Here is a 23,142-nt window from a genome sequence, read left to right as displayed (position 1 = left end):
GGTGATGCTGAATGTTCTTGTACCTCATGAATCGCGCGAAACCTGAAACGTTACGGGGGGACTCACCCTTGAATCTGTTCGACCAGGGCTCCGGGCCGCAACCGGGTGAACACTCTGAAACGGTTGGAGAGCACGGGTCTCCTCCTGGGAGCCGAAATGACCAAAGACAGAGGGAGCGCGCCCGTAGGAGATACTCATTTATTCAGGTCATACGCTCATTTATTCTATGGATCGCCTCAATCATCGGGGCAATCTGTATTGTGATTTTCCTTGTTGCCGTCATTTTTAACTTTCGGCCACAGGCCGTTATCTCGGGGTCTATGGCTCCGTTTATGCCAACCGGATCAATGGTTTTTATAAAAGATACACCGGTGGGTGAACTGCAAGAGGGTGACGTGGTAACGGTGCCCCGACAGGACGGCCAGGGGCTTGTGACTCACCGTATCGTTGACATCACAGCGCATCCGGAGGGAGGAAGCAGCTTGACCCTGCGGGGTGACGCAAACGATAGCAACGACCCGCAACTTTACCGGGTTACCCACGCCGGGCTGGTCGTGACCGTTATTCCATATCTGGGGGTGGTGGCCCAAAGTTTTCAGACGCCCCTGGGTCTTGTGGGAATTGCTGTGCTCACCCTGGCTATTCTTGCTACCTATACGCTGCAGCGAAAAGAGTAACAACAACCTCTGGGTCGCGTCTGATATCTATTGTCAGATTGGGTGACCTGCCTGGGTTGCGCGTTGCCTTCGGGGTGATACATGACTCCTTTGTTTGCTCGGATCGGGCGGGTTTGAGTCGGATGTGCCTCTCAAAGAGTGCGGGGTGGTGAGAGTGATGGAGCGGATCACTCACAGCCAGATCGAGTTGGTCGGGGTTTTGGGGCTTGGCCTGTGGCTGGTCATTACGCTTTTTCCGCTGTACTGGATAGCCGCTTAGTAGCGCATCGCATATCGGATTCGCTTCATGATTGATTTCTTCCGTTGAGCTTCGTGAAACCGATTGTCTTCCTCGATCACACGGATTGTTTCGGCAACTCTGTCACGCGCTATTTTTGCTGCCTGCTCGACCGGCATGACGGTGGGGAGATTGAAGAGACGGGTAATTTTTTCTACCCGTTCCTCGAGCGTTCCTCTCACCACATAAAGTGGTATTTTAAGTTCCCGCACCGTTTCGGTCAGAATCTGGTCAGATAGCCGTCGAAAAGACTCTGATACTGGACGGTGGCCATCTTTGTGCAGCGGAAATTCAACGGGCAGATGAACGTAGGCGTCATAGGTTCGGGCCGCTCGAGATTTTACGATGCTTCCGTAAGAGTCCATGTATCTTTTGTAGAATCGTTCGGAAGAGAGTCCGGCTGTTTTTCGGATTGCTCGGAGGGGCCAGGGTGCGCCAGGGTTTATGCCAATCATGAGACGTGCTTGCCCATAAACCCATTCGTGAATAACGGAGCCATCGGAGATGAATGCGTCGTTTTTTGCCTCGTTATGAACTCGCTCTTCAAAACGCCTGAGGCCTAAGGCAATCAGTTCTGTGGAGTTGAGCTCTTGGAGTTGTTTTCCGGGGACAACATCCATGAGTATTTCTCGGGCCGTCATTGCGTGGGTTCTGGGTATTCCACTGAGGAGCGAGAGCGTTTCTGTTGTTGTGCTTTTTCCCGTGGAGTATGTTCCCGAAATTGCGAGATGCAGGTTTGGTTTTTGAAAAGAGGGCTCGTTATTGAGATTTTCTGTGTAGCTCATGGCCTACCGCCTGTGGTGTTGTTCACAGTGTCTGTCAGAGGTTGCCCGGCGGCGGGTGGAGGTTTCAACCGATAGGCAAGAGATCCCCGCACTGAGGCGCCGCAAAAGTTCTCGATTGCAACATCTGATATTCTCCACACTCCGAGGTTCCGCAGGTCTAATACCTGTGCTTGCCGGGCATGAAGAAGGACTTCAGCGCTTTTATTTTCGTCTTGTTGCGGTTGTGCGACGGTAATATCAAATTTTCTCATCCATAGAGTATCCGTTTCCTCCCGAGAGAGTCCGTCTATCTTGTAGAGGAGAACCTGTGATAGCTGAGCCGCTACGATTATGGCGCCAATGATGAGGGAAGACGTTCTGTAAGAGGCCTCAAGCCCGGATCGCTCTGCGGTATCTGGTTCCATGAGGCTTAACCGAGCTGCTGCGGTTCTGGCAGCGGGGTCGAGGTGAACCCGGTGGCTCACGTAGTCAGTTTGCTTATAAAGATCACCATATATCCGTTGTGAGGAAGTCATTGATTGCGGGTACGCTTCTAAAGCCTTGTTTTGAACGGTGCTCGATAAGGTTTTGTGTTGGATCTGAAGGGTAATTTTAAAGGTGCCTATTGCGCAGGCGAATAGTGAGACTGTCTCCGTCTCGGTAATGTTGTCAGATGAAACGTGTTGTCCTTCGACTGCGAATTGATGGAGTGTCGTGAGCGGTTTTGTTCCCGCACGGACGTTGATCTTGTTGACCCACGCTTTTTGGAGTTCTTCATCATGCATTCCGAATGCATGAATCATGAAAGCTTCACAGAGTGTTACCGCGATAATAACCCCATCAATGCTGCTGAGGTGTGGGTTGAGTGGAGTTTCTGTTCTCTTCTGCGACCATCCGACCTGATAGTCCACATGAGCATAGCCACTAACTCGTGATGACTCGTGGTCGATCGTGAGGTTGGAGATTGACTGTTGAACAGACTTATAACCGTGTCCAAAATATCGCGTGGACCTATCCCCTAGACACTCATCAAAAGTTTTGTAAGAGTGGATCGTCATTGAATGATACTCCTATCGTAAAGTAAACTTTATTTTGAATATGGTTAGAAGTCTATTCCGGCGATTTGATTAATATCAAGCTATCTAATTATATAAAATATAAGTAATTGTTTACTTAAAATCAGGAAATTATTCTTCTAGATCTATTGGAGGTGTGGCAACGGAAAGGCCCGGTTCCGTCGTTGGTGTCACCTCGTTTAACGCGGAGGCTCAGAGGGGTTCTGTTCTGGGCGTTGGTTGCGGCAGTGAGTTTCGGCGCTGCCGTCTAGGGCAGCGTGTGCGCGTGTGCTCGACTAGACTGAGTTCGCTACGTTTCGCTCTGGTGTTCCCGTGGGGGCCACCCTCGTCATTCAGTAGCTCCTCATCATTCAGTAGCTCCTCGGCCTTCACGGTGAGGTGCTCGTCTTATGCCCCGCTCGTCATGAAGTTCTTCTGGCCGCTGACCGGTCGCATCACGTTTGCAAGCACAACCACAAGGCCGGCTGTCGCTTGTTCTTTCTGGCGAGGCGTCCCGCCCAAAAATAGAGCCCTCCGGCGGCGGGGTAGCGGCAATAGACCTCGGGCGTGGCGAGGGCAACACACGGTACAAACGCCCCGACAATAACCCAGCCGAGGGTTATTGCGGAGGGGCCGCCGGAGCGGAGCGCAATCGCAGGGGAGATGATGCATCCGGCCAGAATTGACATGATCGAGAACGACACCGCAAAGTTGGAGAATTCAGACACTACGCGGTGGAGTTTCCGCTTGTAACCGAGCTCGGCCAGGGCCTCCGCGTCGGAGTCGACCGGGGCCGGGGATTGGGCGTGTTGTTATTATTCGCCGTGGGTTTGCCCTCCCACCGTCGGGAGGGCAAACTAAGGACTGCTGATCTTCCATTATCGGAAAATGTTCACTGACTTTAGGATATTTTGCCCTGGAGATAGGGAATAATAATATGTTCTAATGGTCTGATAGTCGTCCATATTGTGTGGCGGGGGTAGTGCTTCGAACGCGTTTCCACCGCCCGAGCACGTTCTCGATGTCGAGAGCAAAGGAGCATCCCATGACACAGAGCGCAGGACACCTCACCCTAGACGAGCTCCGAACCCGCACCCAAGACGGCAGCATCGACACCGTTATTCTAGGGTTTACCGACATGCTCGGTCGGCTGCTCGGCAAGCGCATCGACGCCGGATACTTTGTTGACGAGGTGTCTCATCACGGAGCCGAGTGCTGCAACTACCTCATAACCGTTGATGTGGAGCTCAATACAATCGACGGCTACCGTGTCTCCGGTGGGATCAGGGATACAGCGACATGATGATGATTCCCGACCTGGACACCCTGCGTGTTGTTCCGTGGCAGGAGTCAACCGCCCTGGTGCTTGCCGACCCGCACTGGTTTGACGGCAGTCCCGTCGAGGAGTCTCCACGACGCATTCTGCAGCGACAGCTTGAAAAATTGTGGGAGCACGGACTCACCGCGATGTCCGCAACCGAGCTGGAATTTATCGTTTTTGAGGATAGCTACCGTGAGGCCTGGGGTAAAGGATACCGTGGGCTGCGGGCGGCAAGCGACTACAACATCGACTACGCCATACACGCCTCCACCCGGATGGAACCGCTGCTGCGCGACATCCGCAGAGGGATGACCGGGGCGGGGTTACGCTGTGAGGGAGTGAAGGGTGAGTGCAATCCCGGGCAGCAGGAAATCACTTTCCGCTACGACACCGCGCTGGTCACCTGCGACAACCACACCGTTTATAAAACCGGTGCAAAAGAAATAGCGGATAAGCACGGCCAATCCATCACCTTCATGGCCAAGTACAACGAGAAAGAGGGCAGTTCCTGCCACGTTCACCTGAGCATCCGCGACCCCGAGGGAAACCCCGTGGGTGGGGATCACGCCAGTCCCGATGGGATGACCTTGCTCATGCGACACTTCCTCGCCGGACAATTGGCGCTGATGCGCGACTTTACGCTGTTTTTTGCCCCCAATATTAACTCGTATAAGCGTTATGTGAGCGGCAGCTTGCCCCCACCGCGGTGTCCTGGGGACGCGACAATCGCACCTGCGGGATACGGGTTATTGGCGCAGGCACCGGCCTGCGCCTGGAGCATCGAGTGCCCGGCGCTGATGTTAACCAGTACCTGGCCGTGGCGGCAATCATCGCCGCCGGGGTCTACGGCATCGAAAACAAGGTGGAGCTTGAGCCGGAGACCCGAGGAAACGCCTACGAGAGTAGCGCGCCACGCATCCCCCTCACGCTGCGCGACGCCCGCGATACGTTTAGCGGCTCCGCAAGGGTGCGTACCCTCCTCGGTGACGAGGTGGTGGAGCACTACGCCCATCACCGATTGGGAGAGGATGCGCGGATTTGAACGACTCTAGAGAACAGGATGCGCAAAAAGCACCGGTTATCGGGCTCACCACCTACCTAGAACGGGCTCAGATGGGTGTGTGGGATACGCCCGCCGCGTTTCTCCCCCGAGCCTATTTTTCTGCCATCAACCGTGCCGGGGGCAGCGCCGTACTCCTGCCCCCGCAGCCGTGTGATCGAGACACCGCCGATCAGCTCTGTGGCCTGCTCGACGGTATTGTTTTTGTGGGCGGTGCCGATATTAACCCGGCGCTCTACGGTCAGGAAGCCCACCCTCGCACAGACGCTCCCCGGGTGGAGCGGGACAGCTTTGAGGTTGCGCTTCTGAGTGTGGCCCTTGAGTATGACCTACCGGTGCTTGGTATCTGTCGCGGTGCCCAAATGCTCAACACCGTTCTCGGTGGCACTCTCGTACAACACCTTCCCGAGCACACCGGAAGCAACCGCTATCAGCAGGGCGAGGGGAAATTTAATACCGTTCCCGTGAGCATCCATAAAAATAGCCTGCTCGAATCAATACTCGGTTCCCAGCGTCCGGGTGTCCCGGTCTATCATCACCAGGCAATCGATCGGGTAGCGGGGGAACTGGCCGTTACCGCGCTGAGCGATGACGGGATTATCCAGGCCGTGGAGATGCCCTCAAAAACGTTTGTGCTCGGTGTTCAGTGGCACCCCGAACAGGACGCCGACCATGACGATAGATTATTTGCCGCCCTTATCGGCGCGGCCACCCGGTATCACGGTCGGCACAGTCCTGACGGCCAAAAAATCACCCGACAGCCTGTACCCCACACCCGCCAGGAGGCACCGTGAGCTATACCGTTACTAACCCGGCCACCGAAGAAACGGTCACAACGGTTGCCCACGTCACCGCCGCCGAAACCGACCACGCAATCGCCCGGGCCACCCGCGCACAGCGGCGATGGGCCGCACTCACACCCGCTGACCAGTATCCGTCTCGCGGAGATCGCGATTGAGTCGGGGCTGCCCGAGGAGGTTTTCCAGGTGTTGCCCGGACGGGGTTCGGTGGTGGGTGAGCGCTTTGTGCACAACCCGCTCGTGCGCAAGGTGGTCTTTACCGGCTCCACCGCGGTCGGAAAAAAGATCATGGCGGGATGCGCGCAGCAGGTGAAGCGAGTCACCCTGGAACTCGGTGGTAAGAGCGCCAACATTATTTTTGCGGACTCCGATCTAGAGGTTGCGGCCGCCACGGCTCCCTACGGTGTATTCGAAAACGCCGGACAGGATTGCTGCGCTCGCAGCCGCATTCTGGTGGAGGAGAGCGTCTACGAGAGATTCATGGAACTGCTGGAACCCGCCGTTCAGCGAGTTCGAGTGGGCGACCCTCTCGATGAGGAAACCGAGATGGGTCCCCTCGTCACCGCGTCACATCGGGATACTGTGTGGGGGTTCCTGAGCGATTCCGTCGGGGCACCCGTGGCGTTTCGGGGCACGCACCCCGAGGGGAAAGGGTTTTGGGTTCCGCCAACCGTTCTTGCGCCGACCCGATCGGATCATCCAACCGTTCGCGAAGAAATCTTTGGGCCGGTGGTCACCGTGCAGACCTTCGCCTCCGAGGCGGAGGCCTTGGCCCTGGCAAACGACACCCCCTACGGCCTTTCGGGTTCGATCTGGACCCGCGATCTTGGCCGGGCAATACGGGTGTCGCGCGGCGTGGAGAGCGGTAATCTCTCGGTGAACTCACACTCCTCGGTGCGATACAACACCCCCTTTGGTGGTTTCAAAGAGTCTGGCCTGGGCCGGGAATTGGGTCCGGACGCACCCCTCAGCTTCACCGATACAAAAACCGTTTTCTTCTCACAGACCTCAGCAACACCCCACGCAACGTCAGCGCAATAATAAGGAATTCTCATGACTGTTTCACTCCTAGACCTCACTCAGCGCCTCGCTCACAAGATCGCCATCATCACCGGTGGTGGAGGTGGCATTGGCCTGGCCACCGCGCGAAGATTTGCGGCGGAGGGTGCCACCGTTGTGATCGCCGATATGGATGCTACAGCTGGAACGCAAGCTGCCCAGGAGGTGGGTGGCGTTTTTATGCGCGTGGACGTCACGCAGCAGGACCAGGTGGATCACCTTTTTGACACGGTGGCGACGCAGTACGGCAGGGTAGACATTGCGTTTAACAACGCCGGAATTGCGCCGCCCGACGACGACTCGATCGAAACCACCGAGCTTCCCGCCTGGCAGCGTGTGCAGGATGTGAATCTCACGAGCGTGTATCTTTGCTGCCGGGCCGCTCTGCGTCACATGAGCGTTCGGGGTAGCGGCTCCATTATTAATACGGCCTCGTTTGTTGCGGTCCTGGGCTCGGCCACTAGCCAGATCTCCTACACCGCCTCGAAGGGGGGAGTTTTGGCCCTGAGTCGCGAGCTGGGTGTGCAATTTGCCCGCCAGGGCATCCGGGTAAACGCCCTCTGCCCGGGGCCGGTTAATACCCCGCTTCTTCAGGAACTATTTGCCTCCGACCCCGAACGAGCTCAGCGCCGACTCGTGCACGTTCCGCGCGGACGCTTTGCGGAGCCCGAAGAAATAGCGGCTGCGGTTGCCTTTCTTGCGAGCGACGACGCCTCTTTTGTGAACGCCAGCACCTTCCTGGTTGATGGCGGTATCAGCGCGGCCTACGTCACTCCGGTCTAGGAGTTTTGCGTTCCGTGTGCACTACCGGATATGAGTACGATCAACTGTGTGGATATTTATGAGGGCTGCGCATGACGGGTAAAAACGAGGGCACAGACGACTGGCTCAACGCCGCGACCGCCCCGCTCACGGTACCCGCGCCCGAGGTGTCCGCACTGGGATCCTCCGGGGTGCCGGCAGTCCCAGGCCTCGAGGGTGGAAACCCGCTGCTCGGTGCCCTTCTCGCTGCTCAGGGTGTGGAGCACCCCGTTCAGGGAACATCGCTGATTGGCAAAGAACAGCGGGACCGCCCCACCCGAAGCCCCAACGCTTTTGAAGACACCCTGCAGCGCCTTTTACAAATGATTCACCTCGGGGTGGTCTCGCCCGGTGAACAACTCCCGCCGGAGAGAGACTTTGCCCGCCGCCTGGGGGTGAGCCGCGATACCCTCCGTGATGCCCTGGGTACCCTCTCCGAATCTGGCTACCTAGTTTCGCGTCGCGGACGCGGAGGGGGAACCTTTGTTGCGGAACAGCTACCCCCAGAATTGCGGGCACCAAGCGACAGCGCCCCAGCGCTCTCAACCGATGACATTGCTGATGCTCTCGGTACCCGATTCATCCTCGAAACGGGTGCCGCTCGAATCGCGGCCACCCGTTCGTTGAGCGCATCGGAACGGGCACAGCTCTGGCACATCCTCACCGAATCCCAGCGGGCAGGGCCGGAGGATTATCGGCGTCTCGATTCCCGCTTTCACCTCTTTATTGCTGAGCTTGCGGCTGTGCCCTCCATCATCACCCCCCTCGCTCGGGCGCGAACACTCGCCAATAATCTTCTTGACGGGCTACCCCTGATCGCCCCCAACATCCGCCACTCTAATGAGCAGCACGAAGCGATTGCTCTTGCGATTCTCTCGGGAAACCAGGAACTGGCTTATCGTGCCATGTGCGAGCATCTGGAGGGAACTGCCGCTCTTATCCACGGCTTTTATGGGAAGTAGATTAGGGCTTTAAAACCAGGTCTCGACCGCCGAAATGACCAGGGGGTCGTCCTGTGTGGCGTCGGCGACGATGGGTACTAGCCGCCACTTATCCATCGCTGTACACGGATGGCTGAGCCCAAACCGCACGACGGAGCCAACCGGAAGCGTGTGCTCCGTTGCGTTCGGGCCTAGCCGCAAATAGAGATGCTGATCGTTGATTGCAAAAACCTCTGAACCCGCCAGAGCCTCTGCACTTTCTGCGGGGCTGGCACCCATGATGAGCTGAGCCTCCGGCAGGTCGTAGTCGTAGGGAAAATCGCGCCTGCCCGCGTCGAGCAGGGCGAGTCCCGGTTCGGGTCGCGACACCACCCGGGCCCAGCCGTGCATCCCTGGGATAAAGTGTTCTTCCCCGAGAGAACCCGCCACCGAGACCTCTTCGCCGGAGACGTCTCGCAGCGGACTGACTCTGCTGTAGAATCCGTCATCGTGAATTTGAAACGCTCCCGATCGAAGGACCACATCGGCCTGGTCGGTGAGATGGGAAGTGGCATCCGCTACCAGATCGAAGTAGGCGCTTCCTCCGGCGGTGAGAATTGGGTGTCGGGTGTACATGCCCTCGGCGATGGTGTCGCTGAGGAGTCCCGCAAGAGCCTCCAGGTAATTGCGCACCCGAGAGAGGCCTTCGGGGCTGCGATCCTGTGCGAGTATTCCCTCGTATCCGCCCACTCCCGCAAGCGTGAGAACGGAGGAGTCGGCCACGTATTCGGCTAGGGCCAGGGCATCTGCGGGGTTTCGTGCGCCGGTTCTTCCGCCCGCGGCCCCGAGCTCTGCGATGAGGGGTATTCGCCGTGCAATATTGAGCGGGGAGAGTACCTCTTCCATGCGTTGAGCGCTGGCAACGCTGTCTACCCACGCGATGATTTCTAGGCTGGGATTAGCGTCGAGTTCGCGCGATATCCAGGTGAGGCCCACGGGGTCGAGCAGGGAGTTTGCGAGCATGATTCGGCGAACACCGTTGTGTCGGGCAATCTCCACCTGCCAGGCTGTGGAGAAGGTAATGCCCCAGGCTCCGGCGTCTAAAAGCTGATGCCACAGGGTGGGGGACATGGTTGTTTTACCGTGGGGGGCGAGCAGCAGTTTCCGCTCGTGCAGCCAGTGAAAGTAGGTGGCCACATTGTGGTTAAGCGCTCGCTGATCGAGGGTGAGCAGCGGGGTTTGCCACTGGGATACGTGAGTTGCGGCCTCGCCGAGGTTATCGAGAGAGCTGCCCCACAACCGGGGAGGTAGCGATTTATGCTGGGGTCCGAGGGCTGTGGGGGGCACGACGCTCCTTCAAAATATAGATTAGGTGTTCCTTAACTTTAGCCTTATGGGCGAAGTTAGTGTGTTGCGATTACGGCACTATTTGCTGAGTGTCGCCGTGCGGGGTGCTCTCCACTTCTGGGTAGTGGAGCCCGGCAGCGGGGGAGTCTCGAGGCGGGGAAAGGGCAATTTCCGCAGTAAGATAGGCCACGGGGGACGTAATTTGTTGAATGTGCAGCAAATTCATTCATGAGCTAGGAGGCTTTTGATGATGTCGACCGGGTTAGGTGCGAGTAACAAGGAGAGGAGTTTGCCCCTGGCGACCGCTCTTCCGGGTACTCCACAGTGGCTTGCGGTTCGTAACGACCGAATGGTGCTCGAGCTTCTCTTTGCCCACGGGATACTCTCCCGCAACCAGATTAGTGAACTCTCAGGGCTCTCAAAGCCCACCGCTTCTCAGATTGTTACCCGTTTGAAAAGTGCCGATCTGGTGCATGTGACGGGAAAAGCTGTGGGCGGACGCGGGCCCAACGCTGTGCTTCACGCGGTAAATAATGATCTGGTGAAGGGGGTTGCCGTTGACATGGGACCCGAATTTATCCGGTCCACCGTGGTAGATGCTATTGGAAGTGAATATCCTGTCGCGGAGATTCCGGCTCCGTCGCGTAGGGTGAGCCGTGATGCGGTAGCGGAGGTAAAGGCCGCGATTGAGGCGGCGTGTGATCTTGCCCAGATTGGCCGTAACGCGGTATCGGCGGTGTGTCTCGGGGTGCAGGGCTCGGTTAATGCCCGGAGCGACACCCTGCACTTTGCCAATACCTTTGAGGGATGGCCTGCCCAGGGGGCGCGCAGCTTGATCGAGGCTGAGTTGGGCTGCAGGGTGTATATCGAGAATGATGTTAACCTGGCGGCCATCGCAGAGCGCTCCGAGGGTGCGGTGCGCGGCACTGAAAGTTTTGTGCTTTTCTGGTTGGGTCAGGGCCTGGGGGTTGCCGTTTATGCCGGTGGCGAGATTCAGCGCGGGGCAGCGGGCGGGGCGGGGGAAATCGGATACCTGCCGGTTCCTCGCATAGCGGCGTTTGATAATCCCGGGGCGATCGATATGCAGTCTCTCCTCGGAGGTCTTGCCGTGGCGAGCATTGCACGAGAGAACGGCTTAAGTGGTGAGACCTATTTTGATCTGCTTCGCACCGCGGGAAGCTCGGGTAATGAGGCTGCGCGGGAGCTGATAGTGGGGGATCTGATCCCGCAGATTACCCATGGAGTTATCCCGATTCTTGCACTGCTTGATCCCGAAAGAATCGTTTTGGGTGGACCCACCGCTCACTTGGGTGGCGACCTGCTTGCGCAGGGGGTGCGTGATCGGATATCCGTAACCACTCGGTGGGGAACTCCAGATATCGTGGCTACCTCTGTGCAGGGGCACCCCGTTTTGCGAGGAGCCTACTATTTCCTCCTGGCCGAGCTTCGAGAGCAGCTGTGCAAAAGGGTGCGGGTTTCGGCGGGTTAGTGTGTTTCACTAACCCGCACACGCTTCAGCGCACCCGGGGTGTTCGCCTGATCCGGTGTGTTTCGTTCGGATAGGGCTTACCCCGGATGCGCTGTGTATTGTCAGCCGAATAGAGGCTGTGGTTCCTGAGGAAACCTGGAGTGTTGCGTGCTATCCTCGGGCGCCGAGCAGGTGTTCGAGGGCGAGCTGCTGGAGCCTGACAAAACCAAAACCTCTGCCGTTAAAGTAGGCCGTCGGGTCAAAGTCTTCGTATGAGCTGCGATCCGCGAGGAGATCGTGGTAGCTCTCGTTCGTGTCGAGCGTGGTTGTGCTGAGCTCGTTCACCCGAGCCGCGAGAAGGGCTTCCTGCACCTCGGGGTCTGCGCGGAATGCGGCTGCCCGCTCCTTGAGCAGCAGGTAGGTGCGCATATTGGCGGCGGCTGAAGCCCACACCCCCGTTTCGTCTTCTGTGCGTGAGGGCTTGTAGTCGAAGTGGCGGGGCCCGTCGTAGGCTGGCCCGCCGCCGGGTGCTCCATTTTCGAGTAGATCTACCAGGGAGAATGCGTTGTGCAGGTCGCCGTGTCCAAATACCAGGTCTTGATCGTATTTGATGCCCCGCTGGCCGTTGAGGTCGATGTGGTAGAGCTTGCCCTGGTGAAGCGCTTGGGCAATCCCCGCCGTAAAGTTGAGCCCAGCCATCTGCTCGTGTCCCACCTCGGGGTTGACTCCCACGAGGTCGGGGTGTTCCAGGGTTGTGATGAAGGCTAGTGCGTGACCCAGTGTGGGGAGAAGGATATCGCCGCGCGGCTCGTTTGGTTTTGGCTCGATTGCAAAGCGGAGGTTGTATCCCTTATCGATAACGTATTGCCCCAGAAGGTTGATGGCTTCGCGGTAGCGGTCGAGTGCCGCGCGAACATCTTTTGCGGAGTCGTACTCGGCTCCCTCGCGCCCGCCCCACATCACAAAGGTGGATGCTCCGAGTTCCGCAGCCAGATCGATGTTGCGCAGCACCTTGCGCAGGGCAAAGCGGCGCACGGCCCGGTCGTTGGAGGTGAACCCTCCGTCTTTGAAAACGGGGGCGCTGAACAGGTTTGTGGTGACCATGGGGACCACAAGCCCGGTGTCCGAGAGGGCCTGGGTGAGTCTGTTGATTTGTTTTTGGCGCTCGGCTTCGGACGACCCGAAGGCAAAGAGGTCATCGTCGTGAAAGGTGATGCCGTAGGCTCCGAGCTCGTTGAGCTTTTCTACGGCGTGTACCACATCAAGAGGGGCGCGGGTGGGGCCACCAAAAGGGTCGGCTCCGTTGTATCCGACTGTCCACAGGCCAAAGGAGAATTTGTCTGCGCGGGTGGGGGTGAGTCTCATGAGTCATCATTCCTGTCAGCGTCGTTGATGAATTTGTTGTTTCCATAAACATATTACAGAAATCACGCGAAAATACCACTCCAATTAAATTTCTCACCCGAGTGAGCAATTAAAGTAGGGTGATTTATGTGTGGCTAAGCAATAGTAGTTTATATCTTTGATCAGCTATTTTAATTCAAAATAAATCGTTATTTCGGGGACTTATATTCCGTTTTATCTTATACTTCCATGGCTTCTGACATGTTTCTGTGATATGTTCTCCCCAGTAACAAATATCGTTCCGGTAGTTGAGGAATGCGTATTTTCGAGCCAGTCACCACGAGGAAGTATCGTGGATCGAAAATAAGACGGAAGACCTTGAGACCTGCTTCGGCAGTAATTCCCCCCGTGAGGTAAACCTGTACACGCTCAGTCCTTACGTGCAACCGGCGCATTCAGAGAGGAAAGCAACTACACATGTCCCGAACAACCACCGCACTCTCCCTTTTAGCGGCGACGGCGTTGGCCGCTTCGCTCGTTTCGTGTTCAAACGGCGGGGGAGGTGAGGGAACCGCAACTATCGAGAATTGCAACGTGGGAATTTCAATGCCCACACGTAGTCTTGAACGCTGGATCAATGACGGTGAGCAACTGCAAAAATCGCTCAAGGACGCCGGATGCACGGTTGATCTGCAATACGCGGACAATAAAACCGACCAGCAAATCAGCCAGATCCAAAACCAGGTGGCGGGCGGCTCAAACATCCTTGTGGTTGCCGCTATCGACGGTGAGGTGCTGTCTCCCGTGCTCGCCGAGGCCAAAAAACAAGACGCAACCGTTATCGCCTATGACCGACTCATTAACGGCACGGAAGACGTTGACTACTACGCCACCTTCGATAACTACAAGGTGGGTGAGCTACAGGGCAAATTCATTGAGGATCAACTACAGCTCGCCTCGACCACCGAAACTTTTAATCTCGAACCGTTTGCCGGAAGCCCGGACGACAACAACGCCAAATTCTTCTTCTCGGGAGCCTGGGACGTTCTGCTGCCCTACGTTCAGAAAGGTACTCTCACTGTTCCCAGCGGCAAGGCGCCCAGCTCAAACGACGCCTGGGCCTCGATTGGAATTCAAAATTGGGCCTCAGATAGGGCACAATCCGAGATGGATAACCGCATCTCCTCCTTCTACGGCGGCGGTAAAAAAGTGGACGTTGTTCTTTCTCCCAACGACAGCCTGGCAATTGGAATTATTGCCTCGCTCAAATCGGCCGGGTACAAGCCGGGAGATGACTACCCCATCCTCACCGGACAGGATGCCGACAAGGCCAATGTAAAGGCCATCCTCGATGGCGAACAGTCCATGACGGTGTGGAAAGACACCCGTACGCTGGGAGACCGTGTCTTCACCATGATTAAGCAGATCGCCTCGGGAGAAGAGGTTGAGGTTAACGACACCACAACCTATAACAACGGTGAAAAGATTGTTCCCTCGTTCCTCATCACTCCCGAGGTTGTTGTGAAAGAGGACGTCAAGACCAAACTTGTTGATTCGGGATTTGTCTCGGCCTCCGACGTGGGGCTCTAAACCGCACCATAGGTCTGCCGGGGCCACACCCCGGCAGACCCGCGCACCCAGGCCGACTCTTGACAAACTTGACGGAACTGGCTGGCGAGTTTCTTGGCAAAATCGCTGACAGGCCTGTTGACGCCGAGTGCCCGCCGCAGCGCACCTAATTCCATACCACGCACATGATGAGGAAGCAGTCATGGAAAAGTCAACGATCCTCACGATGAAAAACATTGTGAAGGACTTTTCGGGAGTGAAAGCGCTTGACGGCGTATCGCTCGACGTCACCCGGGGACAGGTTCACGCTATATGCGGAGAAAACGGGGCGGGAAAGTCAACCCTGATGAAGGTACTCAGCGGGGTCTACCCCGCGGGCAGCTTTGAGGGCATCATCGAGTTTGAGGGCAAACCGGTTGCCTATAAAAGCATTAACGATAGCGAACACGACGGCATCGTCATTATTCATCAGGAACTGGCCCTGAGCCCTCACCTCTCGATCGCGGAGAATATTTTTCTCGGAAACGAAAAAGCCAAGCGCGGCATCATCGATTGGAACACCACCAATCGTGAGGCTGCGCTTCTTCTCGCTCGGGTGGGTCTGGAAGAGAATCCCGCCACCAAGATCCTCGAGTTGGGGGTGGGTAAGCAGCAGCTGGTAGAGATCGCAAAGGCCCTCTCCAAAGAGGTGAAGCTTCTCATTCTCGATGAGCCAACCGCCGCGCTCAATGACGAGGACTCCGCACACCTACTGAGCCTCATTGAACACCTGCGTGGCCAGGGAATCACCTGCATTATCATTTCGCACAAGCTTAAAGAGATTAAACAGATTGCCGATGCTGTGACCGTGATTCGTGACGGTAAGAGCATCGAAACAATGGATATGCGACGAGACGAGGTGACCGAGTCGCGGATCATCCGCTCCATGGTTGGCCGCGACCTGAACAACCTATTTCCGCCGCGTGAACCCCACATCGGCGAAGAGGTGTTGCGGGTGGTCGACTGGACCGTCCACCACCCGGTTGATACCGCGCGTAAAGTTGTCGACGGGGCATCCTTCTCCGTGCGTGCGGGCGAAATTGTGGGTTTTGCCGGTCTGATGGGCGCGGGGCGTACCGAATTGGCGATGAGTCTTTTTGGGCGTTCATACGGAACAAACATCTCCGGAAGCATCTACAAAAATGGGGAGCTCATACACAACCGCACGGTGGAAGAGGCGATTCGCAACGGCTTTGCCTACGCCACCGAGGATCGCAAGCGATACGGGCTCAACCTGATTGGTGACATCACCGTGAACGTGTCCGCGGCCGCGCTGGGTCAGCTCTCCAGGTGGGGAGTGATTGATCGTTATCGCGAATATAAGGTTGCGGAGTCATACCGACACAAGATGAACATCAAAGCTCCGAGCGTCTCGGCGATTACTGGAAAGCTCTCGGGCGGAAACCAGCAGAAGGTTGTGTTGTCGAAGTGGATCTTTAGCGGTCCGGACATCCTCATCCTTGATGAGCCCACTCGTGGAATCGACGTCGGAGCCAAATATGAGATTTACGGAATCATCAACGAGCTGGCGGCTCAGGGCAAAGCCATCGTGGTGATCTCCTCGGAGCTTCCCGAGCTGCTGGGCCTCTCCGATCGCATCTACGCCATATCCGAGGGCCTCATCACGGGCGAGGTGCCCCGCGAAGAAGCCTCACAAGAAAAACTTATGCACTTTATGACCGCAGGAAAGGCCTAAATCGATGAGCACCACAACACCTGCCAAACGCAGAATTCCCAAATTTTCTCTCAACCTGCGCCAGTACGGCATCCTGGCCGCGCTGGCAATCATCATCATTCTGTTCCAGATCCTCACCAATGGCAGACTCCTGATGCCGGGAAACGTGAACAACCTCATCCAGCAGAACGCCTATGTTTTGATCCTGGCCGTGGGTATGGTCATCGTGATTATTGCCGGGCACATTGACCTCTCGGTGGGGTCGGTTGTTGCCCTGGTCGGTGCGGTTGCGGCGATCAGTATGAATCAGTGGGGACTTCCCTGGTGGGTGGCTATCCTCTTGGCCATCGTTGTCGGCGCGCTGATCGGTGCGTGGCAGGGCTTCTGGGTGGCGTTTGTGGGGATACCGGCGTTTATCGTTACCCTGGCCGGCATGCTCATCTTCCGCGGTCTCACGCTCGTGCTACTCACGGGCGGAACCATCAGCGGACTACCCGCCGACTTTACCGCCATCGGTGCGGGATGGCTGCCCGGCTACCTGGGGGAAATGGGAGGACGCGATACCCTCACCCTGGTGCTGGGTGTGCTGGCGGCCGCCGCGCTCATCATTACCCAGCTCAAGTCACGAGCCACCCAGGCCCGACTTGAACTTCCCCGCGAAGCACTCGGCTCCTTCTGGGCAAAGAACGGAATTGCCGCCGCAGCAATCGTGTGGTTTGCGTGGCTGCTCAGCGGGTACAACGGAACTCCGCTCATCCTCATCGTTCTTGCGGTGATCATCCTGCTCTACACCTTTATCCTGAACCGCAGCGTCTTTGGTCGCCACGTATACGCAATGGGTGGCAACCGGTTTGCCGCCATCATGAGCGGCGTTAAAACCCGGTGGGTTGACTTCTTTATCTTCGTAAACATGGGAGTCCTAGCGGCCGTGGCCGGTGTTGTGGCCACCGCCCGCGCGGGAGGGGCCGTAGCCTCCGCCGGACAAAACTACGAGCTAGACGCCATCGCCGCCGTGTTCATCGGAGGCGCCGCCGTGCAGGGTGGCGTGGGAACCGTGGTCGGGGCCGTCATTGGTGGTTTGGTCATGGGTGTGCTTAATATGGGTCTGTCGATTCTGTCGGTGGATGCCGCCTGGCAGATGGCAATCAAGGGGCTTGTCCTTCTTCTTGCCGTTGCGTTTGACATATTCAACAAGCGTCGCGCCGGAGGCAGGTAGGTTTAACACCAGGGATCATCACTAATCGAGAGGACGGTGGGCATGCACGTCACTGCGCCACCTCACCTCGGAACCCGCGGCGGAACAAACAACGACCAGCTTCGTCGCCACAACCTCTCTATGGTGATGCGGCTACTGCATCACGCGGGAGGATGCTCCCGAGCTGAACTCACAAAACGCACGGGTCTCACCCGCTCCACAATAGGTGCCCTGGTCACAGAGCTTGCCGCCCTAGGACTCGCCTACGAGAGCGAAGACCCCTCGGGCGAAAAAAGGGTGGGGAGGCCAAGCCTTCACGTTATTCCCTCTCCCCGCGTTGCCGCCATCGCCGTCAACCCCGACATCGATGCCATCAACGTGGGACTCGTGGGGCTCGGCGGCCAGGTGATCAGGCGCATCCGCTTTGACACTATGCGGGTCCCCACGGTAAAAGAGGCTGTCAATGCGGTGCAGGCAATCGTGACGAGTATGCGCGGCGAAATTGACTCCGGCTACAGCATCGCCGGGGTGGGGGTTGCCATACCGGGACTCGTCAACTCTGCCGACGGGCGGGTGCTTATCGCGCCCCACCTCAAGTGGAAGAACGCAAAGTTCGCGGAGTCGCTGGCGGCTGCCCTGGAATACCCGGTGTACGCGGGTAACGACGCAAGCCTGGGCGCCATGGCTGAGAGCCTCTTTGGCGTGGGCCGGGGAGTGGGTGATATGGTCTACCTCAACGGAAGCGCGAGTGGAGTGGGTGGAGGCCTCATCATCGGTGGATCGCCCCTGCGAGGAACCAGCGGATACGCTGGAGAACTCGGCCACACCCTCGTCAACAGTCGGGGAGAAAAATGCTACTGTGGACGCGTCGGATGCCTCGAAACCGAGGTTAACCTGCAGCGTCTTCTCAACGTGCTCAGCCTGTCTCGTGTAGACCAGGACGAACTCGACGTTGCCCTTGGGGTCTCACAAGACCCGCGCGTCCTCGACGAGGTTGGCCGACAGATCGACCTGCTCTCCGAGGGGATCTCAAATTTTGTGAACATGTTCGACCCCGAACTGGTCGTGCTAGGCGGCTTTCTCGGGTCGCTCCTCACCGTGGGGCGCGAACGTCTAGCTCAGGCGGTGAGCGTGCGCTCCCTCAGCAGTGTGGGACACGAGGTCCGCATTGAACGCTCCGAGCTGCGCTCGCGGCTCATGCTGGTGGGGGCGGCTGAGCTTGCCTTTGCGGGGCTGCTCTCCGATCCTGCCGGGGTTGCCCGGTAGCTTGGTGTGCGGTGGTGGGCGCCTGGCTACGTGGACGGGCGTCCTTAGCGGTGATGTTCTGAGCCATGACAATAATGGATGGTCTCCGCTACATGGGGCAGACGATATCTTGTGTAGGGGGTTTAGCGTTCGGGTGCGAAGGTCCTCGCGTGTGCGGGGCTGACTCGGGAGATGCTATCTGTAACCGCGAGGTGTCGGGATGATCCTCGCGTGTGCAGGGCTGACCGAAATTAGCGGCCCACAGGCAAAGGGGACGTCGGATGATCCTCGCGTGTGCGGGGCTGATGTACCGGGACGGATCAGTATCCAGTAAATTCTCGGATGATCCTCGCGTGTGCGGGGCTGATACGATTCGGATTGACCGGGATGGTCGCTATGAGGGATGATCCTCGCGTGTGCGGGGCTGATGCGGAGTTTTTGAGGAAGCCGCGCTGCATCGCCGGATGATCCTCGCGTGTGCGGGGCTGATAGCGGTGTGGAAAAAGGTCAACGCCACAAAATGGGATGATCCTCGCGTGTGCGGGGCTGATATCACCCACGATAGAAACGCCCTCATCCACAAAGGATGATCCTCGCGTGTGCGGGGCTGATGGACTCTCTGGCAGTAGAGCTGAGGCGCGCGCCGGATGATCCTCGCGTGTGCGGGGCTGATGGTAGTAGCGGGGTTATATCCCATTGCGTATCCGGATGATCCTCGCGTGTGCGGGGCTGATGATCCCGTCTAGCGCCTCGATGAGCGCTGCGCGGGATGATCCTCGCGTGTGCGGGGCTGATGACGGGTGCGGGTGCGTGGATAGCCGCGCGACGGGATGATCCTCGCGTGTGCGGGGCTGATACGTCCTGATCATCACCGACGGCAAACAGACCGGGATGATCCTCGCGTGTGCGGGGCTGATGCCCGGGTTTTATGATTGCTCTTACCTTCATTGGGATGATCCTCGCGTGTGCGGGGCTGATTACCGGGCCATGCATTCAGGTCATTTCGTGGTCGGATGATCCTCGCGTGTGCGGGGCTGATTACTACGGGCTGCACTTGATTTGATAGTGCTACGGATGATCCTCGCGTGTGCGGGGCTGATTGCACCACCGAGGGGGTGGCCGGTCGTGACGCGTGGATGATCCTCGCGTGTGCGGGGCTGATTCCAGGGGGTTTTGTCATCTCCCCGCAAGAGTGGGATGATCCTCGCGTGTGCGGGGCTGATACCTCGGCTTGCCTGTCAAGACGTGCGGGGAGCGGATGATCCTCGCGTGTGCGGGGCTGATCCCGCGCGCGGCAGGGCCAACCACGCCACCCAGTGGATGATCCTCGCGTGTGCGGGGCTGATCGGGTGAGGTGTGGAAAGAATTTTCCGCCCGAATGGATGATCCTCGCGTGTGCGGGGCTGATCGGGGCGACGTGACGCTCAAGTGGGAGGGCATGGGATGATCCTCGCGTGTGCGGGGCTGATCTTGTTGACCCGGTACTGCTGTGCGGCAGTATGGGATGATCCTCGCGTGTGCGGGGCTGATGTCGGGTACTCCGCTGCCGGTGTCCAAAGCAGAGGATGATCCTCGCGTGTGCGGGGCTGATACTTCCTGATCAGGTATTTAAAATGATTAAGTTGGGTTTTTTGTTACTTTCAAACTCCGTCCTGCATGTATGCAAATAGTATTTTTGTTTTTGCTTATGATTATTTTGTAGATATAAAATTCACCTTATTTCGTATGACTTTTGTAATTTATGGGTTAGGTTCGGCCTTGAAAGCCAATTCAATGGGTACCTTCTTCAATGGTGAAGAGATCAATCATTGAGGTTCAGTCAGCGTGATTAAACCACAACCGTAGGCTTTGCCTTGACCAACTCCGTTTAGTAGTGAGTTGAGTGCAACCTCTGGGTCGGAAATGCGGATTAACCCCTCAAACGTGGCCGTGTTCAGGGTTATTTGAGACCCTTTTGTGTGCTTGAATTTGAGTACGTTTCTGTTAGTCAGGGTAAACGCTTTGCCTGCGGGAGAACTTGTGTTTGAGTTCAACGGTGATAATTCAAAACCCCATCTTTCAACTCGGTCTTGAAACCATTTTGTCTGATGGGCCACCGTTTTATGGGGAACAACGGTTCCCCTTGGGCGCTTGCCTTCAGGAGTGTTTAGCGCTGTTTTGGTGGCAGCTTCTTTAGCGTATTTGCCCTGGGGGCTTGTGGTGCTGTGTACGGGGTTTACCGTTGTTTTAAAGTGAAACTCTCGACCGCGAGAAATTAAATCGATAAGGGGCTGGTAGCTCGCTATTTTCGCTTGTGCACCTTCAGCGTCTCCCCACCCGGCTTCTTCTGTGATGTGTGACCAGTCTGGTCGTAAGTTGCTCAAAACCAAAAGATGAGCTCTTGTGCCTTCTTTTTCAAGTCTCCACAGGGGGCGGCCAATCTCGGTCTCCGGTGGGAATGCCTGCATAATTGCGGCATGAGTGGCTTGAGGGTTTGAAATGTAGCGTAGCCCAGCTTTACGCCGAGGATTGATAAATACTTTTGATAGGTAAGACACTTATTCTGCTCCTAATAGTGAGAATGGGTCAGACATCATGCGATTCTTTTCGGCTTCGGGTGATAATCCGGGTGGCGTTACCCAAATATGTCGTACTGTTCGTGATGTGAAGCCGCGTTTATGTGGATCAAATGAAACCGGAACGTCTGTAATTGAATCGAGCATCCCGTCTTTAATGGAATCGCTAGATTCATCAAGAATTACGGGGAGTCGGTAGGGTTCAGAAACACCCGGTTTTTTGCGCCAGTTAACCGCGGATAACGCTTCTCTTAGCGACATTCCTCGCCACAGTTTTTGCCCGTTCTCGTTGCATTCGAGTAGCCTTCCGGTTGGGATGCAGGAGCGCCGTCCGAGGGCAAGGGGAAACCTGGGGTGTTCTACCGCGTAGGCCAACTTTTCCATCAGCTGCTCGTTGCCCTGAATCGCAACAATAAACTCGGCGTCCTGCAGGTAGTAGCGTTTTGTAACGAGAGTTTGTTTTTTGCTGTCTCCCCGCTTTTGGTGCCCCTGGGCGTTGACGTCAGAGATCAATAGATTGCTTCCGTCAAAGTTTGCCACCGTGTGATAGTCGCGAAGCTGAGTTCCAGGGGCATCGATTCTGACGCCAATTTTTAGCTCGAGAAGGTCATCAATCGAAGCTGTTCGTTGACGTCCTTCGGCCGCGGCTAACAGACCAATAATTCCTGATTTCGAAGGCACGTTTTCTGTGGTGCGTCGATTGAACTGGCTCGAAATTCCCCAGGATTGCAGCGGCCCTCGGAGACGCAACACGAGTATCGGATTGTGTTGCTGGGACATCAGTGGCCTCCGAGCTGTGCGTCTAGTGTGTTATCGATTTCCTCAAGAAATTTCGGAAAAGTCAGCGACTCTCCAAACGCCTCAGTGAGTTCGAAAGCGTGGGCGTCGTGTTCTTTATAGGTTGAGATTGTGGCGATTGGCTTATCTCCCCAGCGGTTTGATTCTTGATTAATTTCTTGTGCTAACTTTTGGATCGAAATTGACTCCATTCCCTCTTTGGTCTGTGTTGGCACGGGCTCCTCAAAAGCGTTCACGAAGTTAACCGGCTGGTCGCTTCGAATTATTACAGTGACCAAACTGGGGCGGGTGCTGTGAGCGAAGGAATTTCGGTGTCCGCTGGGCATGCTTTTTGCGAATGATTCGATGAATTTGAGGATGGATGATTTGGTTGCGTTGAGATCGCCGTCCAGGTTCTCGCGCAAGTCTTGGAGAGAGATACTTGCGAAGTTGTATAGGGTTGCTGAGTTGAATGCAACGCTGCCAATCATGCTAGAACCGGTTTCTTCGTTCGTGTTTTGGTCATCAACCGCGGTGAAGTAATCAAATTGATTTTGAACTGCATGCGTTGAAAGTGAGTGTGCCACTTGGACGGCGGCATCAACATTGAGATTCGGTATATCTGCTATCATCCGACCAAAAAGGGCTACGTGAGCAGGGTGCCCCGTGGTAAAAGCATCTTCAAAACGGAATTGTTTATCAAACTCTGCCTGCCCTTTATCGCCCTCTAAGTTCCCATTTTTAGCGTAGTCAAGAAGCGAATCTTTATGGTTGTTAATCCAGGAATCGATTTGTGATTGGCCGTAGAAAAAAGCGTAGGTGAGCTGGTCGTTATCTTTTGGGTCTCTTTTAAGTGGTTTTGCTTTTTGATTTTTAAGAGTGTTGATGATGAGGTCAGCAAGTTTTTTAGACGCTTCAGGCTCCATTTCGAGTAGGGACACAAGACGTTCTTGCACCACCTTGGGAAGCCGTCTGGTGCGAGTTGCGTCTTTTTCTGTATCGACCCGGCCCTCAGCGAAGTAGGTGCGAGTTGCTCGTTTTTTTGACTGGGACGAGACGCGGGCCCGATTTACGCCACCATAGACTGCTTCTTTGGGGTTGCCGGTGTCATCACGATTCATATTGCTGGGAGGAACGGTATGAATTGTATGGATATCGATATAGACGTTGTTCATGATTATTTCTTTCTGTGGT

At 56.5% G+C, this 23,142-nt stretch carries 20 protein-coding genes, 2 pseudogenes and 1 CRISPR repeat array; of the genes and pseudogenes, 14 read left to right on the top strand and 8 right to left on the bottom strand.

Annotated features, from left to right (window positions below; translation table 11 throughout):
• Positions 1-11 precede the first annotated feature (11 nt).
• The gene (locus tag FrondiHNR_RS12365; RefSeq protein WP_347567105.1) at positions 12-677 is read left to right on the top strand and encodes a signal peptidase I; all 666 of its coding nucleotides are present in this window, start codon (positions 12-14) and stop codon (positions 675-677) included.
• Between the two features lie 255 nt (positions 678-932).
• Here FrondiHNR_RS12365 and FrondiHNR_RS12360 read toward each other — a convergent pair whose 3' ends face one another.
• The 3 genes from FrondiHNR_RS12360 to FrondiHNR_RS12350 all read right to left on the bottom strand — a co-directional run bounded on the left by FrondiHNR_RS12360 (position 933) and on the right by FrondiHNR_RS12350 (position 3,501).
• Positions 933-1,739, bottom strand: a complete 807-nt coding sequence (locus FrondiHNR_RS12360; protein WP_279353074.1) for an AAA family ATPase — start codon at positions 1,737-1,739, stop codon at positions 933-935.
• Entirely contained in the window at positions 1,736-2,776 is a 1,041-nt protein-coding gene (locus FrondiHNR_RS12355; protein ID WP_279353073.1) for an AvrD family protein, read from the bottom strand. Before FrondiHNR_RS12355 ends, FrondiHNR_RS12360 begins: the two co-directional genes overlap by 4 nt.
• 452 nt (positions 2,777-3,228) lie before the next feature.
• Positions 3,229-3,501, bottom strand: a complete 273-nt coding sequence (locus tag FrondiHNR_RS12350) for an amino acid permease (RefSeq protein ID WP_279353072.1) — start codon at positions 3,499-3,501, stop codon at positions 3,229-3,231.
• 317 nt (positions 3,502-3,818) lie between these two features.
• Here FrondiHNR_RS12350 and FrondiHNR_RS12345 point away from each other — a divergent pair, with 317 nt between their 5' ends.
• From FrondiHNR_RS12345 to FrondiHNR_RS12310, 8 genes and pseudogenes are all read left to right on the top strand, one after another.
• Positions 3,819-4,076, top strand: coding sequence for a hypothetical protein (locus FrondiHNR_RS12345; protein WP_279353071.1), 258 nt, complete (start codon positions 3,819-3,821; stop codon positions 4,074-4,076).
• Positions 4,073-4,735: pseudogene (locus FrondiHNR_RS12340) on the top strand (glutamine synthetase); the annotation flags it as partial. The gene FrondiHNR_RS12345 and the pseudogene FrondiHNR_RS12340, both read left to right, overlap by 4 nt.
• A gap of 65 nt (positions 4,736-4,800) precedes the next feature.
• Positions 4,801-5,136 (top strand): hypothetical protein, encoded by a 336-nt coding sequence (locus FrondiHNR_RS12335; protein ID WP_279354557.1) that lies wholly within the window; start codon positions 4,801-4,803, stop codon positions 5,134-5,136.
• Complete coding sequence (locus tag FrondiHNR_RS12330) at positions 5,133-5,948, top strand: gamma-glutamyl-gamma-aminobutyrate hydrolase family protein (RefSeq protein WP_279353070.1); 816 nt, start codon at positions 5,133-5,135, stop codon at positions 5,946-5,948. The genes FrondiHNR_RS12335 and FrondiHNR_RS12330 overlap by 4 nt, the downstream gene beginning before the upstream one ends.
• Complete coding sequence (locus tag FrondiHNR_RS12325) at positions 5,945-6,112, top strand: aldehyde dehydrogenase family protein (RefSeq protein ID WP_279353069.1); 168 nt, start codon at positions 5,945-5,947, stop codon at positions 6,110-6,112. Before FrondiHNR_RS12330 ends, FrondiHNR_RS12325 begins: the two co-directional genes overlap by 4 nt.
• Positions 6,075-6,995, top strand: a pseudogene (locus FrondiHNR_RS12320) (aldehyde dehydrogenase family protein); the annotation flags it as partial. The gene FrondiHNR_RS12325 and the pseudogene FrondiHNR_RS12320, both read left to right, overlap by 38 nt.
• A gap of 12 nt (positions 6,996-7,007) precedes the next feature.
• Complete coding sequence (locus FrondiHNR_RS12315; protein WP_279353068.1) at positions 7,008-7,796, top strand: 3-oxoacyl-ACP reductase; 789 nt, start codon at positions 7,008-7,010, stop codon at positions 7,794-7,796.
• Positions 7,797-7,867: 71 nt separating this feature from the next.
• Positions 7,868-8,776 carry a GntR family transcriptional regulator gene (locus FrondiHNR_RS12310; RefSeq protein ID WP_279353067.1) on the top strand — a complete coding sequence of 303 codons (909 nt, stop codon included), beginning with the start codon at positions 7,868-7,870 and terminating at the stop codon, positions 8,774-8,776.
• Between the two features lie 9 nt (positions 8,777-8,785).
• On the opposite strand, the gene FrondiHNR_RS12305 is transcribed toward FrondiHNR_RS12310, so the two are convergent.
• Positions 8,786-10,081, bottom strand: coding sequence for an amino acid deaminase (locus tag FrondiHNR_RS12305; protein ID WP_279353066.1), 1,296 nt, complete (start codon positions 10,079-10,081; stop codon positions 8,786-8,788).
• A 289-nt stretch (positions 10,082-10,370) separates the two neighbouring features.
• Between FrondiHNR_RS12305 and FrondiHNR_RS12300 the strand changes: the two genes are divergently transcribed.
• Positions 10,371-11,570: an ROK family transcriptional regulator gene (locus FrondiHNR_RS12300; protein ID WP_279353065.1), complete on the top strand. Its 1,200-nt coding sequence runs from the start codon at positions 10,371-10,373 to the stop codon at positions 11,568-11,570.
• Positions 11,571-11,720: 150 nt separating this feature from the next.
• Here FrondiHNR_RS12300 and xylA read toward each other — a convergent pair whose 3' ends face one another.
• Positions 11,721-12,914 (bottom strand): xylose isomerase, encoded by a 1,194-nt coding sequence (gene xylA / locus FrondiHNR_RS12295; RefSeq protein WP_279353064.1) that lies wholly within the window; start codon positions 12,912-12,914, stop codon positions 11,721-11,723.
• A gap of 456 nt (positions 12,915-13,370) precedes the next feature.
• Here xylA and chvE point away from each other — a divergent pair, with 456 nt between their 5' ends.
• From chvE to FrondiHNR_RS12275, 4 genes are all read left to right on the top strand, one after another.
• Positions 13,371-14,483 carry a multiple monosaccharide ABC transporter substrate-binding protein gene (chvE, locus tag FrondiHNR_RS12290; protein ID WP_279353063.1) on the top strand — a complete coding sequence of 371 codons (1,113 nt, stop codon included), beginning with the start codon at positions 13,371-13,373 and terminating at the stop codon, positions 14,481-14,483.
• Between the two features lie 181 nt (positions 14,484-14,664).
• Positions 14,665-16,197 (top strand): multiple monosaccharide ABC transporter ATP-binding protein, encoded by a 1,533-nt coding sequence (gene mmsA, locus FrondiHNR_RS12285; RefSeq protein WP_279353062.1) that lies wholly within the window; start codon positions 14,665-14,667, stop codon positions 16,195-16,197.
• Between the two features lie 4 nt (positions 16,198-16,201).
• Positions 16,202-17,392: a multiple monosaccharide ABC transporter permease gene (gene mmsB / locus FrondiHNR_RS12280; RefSeq protein ID WP_279353061.1), complete on the top strand. Its 1,191-nt coding sequence runs from the start codon at positions 16,202-16,204 to the stop codon at positions 17,390-17,392.
• Positions 17,393-17,434: 42 nt separating this feature from the next.
• Entirely contained in the window at positions 17,435-18,637 is a 1,203-nt protein-coding gene (locus tag FrondiHNR_RS12275) for an ROK family transcriptional regulator (RefSeq protein ID WP_279353060.1), read from the top strand.
• 136 nt (positions 18,638-18,773) lie between these two features.
• Positions 18,774-20,207: direct repeats of the CRISPR family, unit length 28 nt; unit sequence GGATGATCCTCGCGTGTGCGGGGCTGAT.
• 214 nt (positions 20,208-20,421) lie between these two features.
• Here the strand turns inward: FrondiHNR_RS12275 and cas6e are convergent.
• The 3 genes from cas6e to cas7e are packed head-to-tail and all read right to left on the bottom strand — an operon-like array spanning position 20,422 to position 23,123.
• On the bottom strand, positions 20,422-21,153 hold the full coding sequence (gene cas6e, locus FrondiHNR_RS12270) for a type I-E CRISPR-associated protein Cas6/Cse3/CasE (RefSeq protein WP_279353059.1): 732 nt from the start codon (positions 21,151-21,153) through the stop codon (positions 20,422-20,424).
• On the bottom strand, positions 21,154-21,951 hold the full coding sequence (gene cas5e / locus FrondiHNR_RS12265; RefSeq protein ID WP_279353058.1) for a type I-E CRISPR-associated protein Cas5/CasD: 798 nt from the start codon (positions 21,949-21,951) through the stop codon (positions 21,154-21,156).
• The gene (gene cas7e, locus FrondiHNR_RS12260) at positions 21,951-23,123 is read right to left on the bottom strand and encodes a type I-E CRISPR-associated protein Cas7/Cse4/CasC (protein ID WP_279353057.1); all 1,173 of its coding nucleotides are present in this window, start codon (positions 23,121-23,123) and stop codon (positions 21,951-21,953) included. Before cas7e ends, cas5e begins: the two co-directional genes overlap by 1 nt.
• Positions 23,124-23,142: the final 19 nt, after the last annotated feature.

Source organism: Lysinibacter sp. HNR, from assembly GCF_029760935.1.
Taxonomy (GTDB): Bacteria; Actinomycetota; Actinomycetes; order Actinomycetales; family Microbacteriaceae; genus HNR.
This window is presented reverse-complemented; position numbering and strand designations above follow the sequence as displayed.